A 269-nucleotide genomic window follows, 5' to 3' on the forward strand; every position below is an offset into this window, starting at 1 on the left:
GCTGATAAAATTATTGAAATCGAGCAATGGGGAAACATTCAATGGACTTCCATGAAAAGTGCATTTTCACAATGCGGACTTCTGGATATAACAGCAACTGATTCCCCTGATCTATCCAACGTTATTGATGCCACCTTAATGTTTTACAATGCGTTTTCTTTATTGGCAAATAATTCAATGGAAAACTGGGATACCTCTCACATTAAGATTTTTAAATATATGTTTGGATATACAAACAATAATTTTCTATTTACAGACAATCTCAATCT

At 32.7% G+C, this 269-nt stretch carries 1 protein-coding gene; it reads left to right on the plus strand.

Annotated features, from left to right (window positions below; genetic code table 11):
• Positions 1-269 (plus strand): BspA family leucine-rich repeat surface protein (locus tag SB786_RS36410; RefSeq protein WP_410731606.1); only part of this gene is annotated, 269 nt, incomplete at both ends.

It is taken from the genome of Burkholderia sp. SIMBA_062 (assembly GCF_046534765.1).
Lineage (GTDB): Bacteria > Pseudomonadota > Gammaproteobacteria > Burkholderiales > Burkholderiaceae > Burkholderia > Burkholderia ambifaria.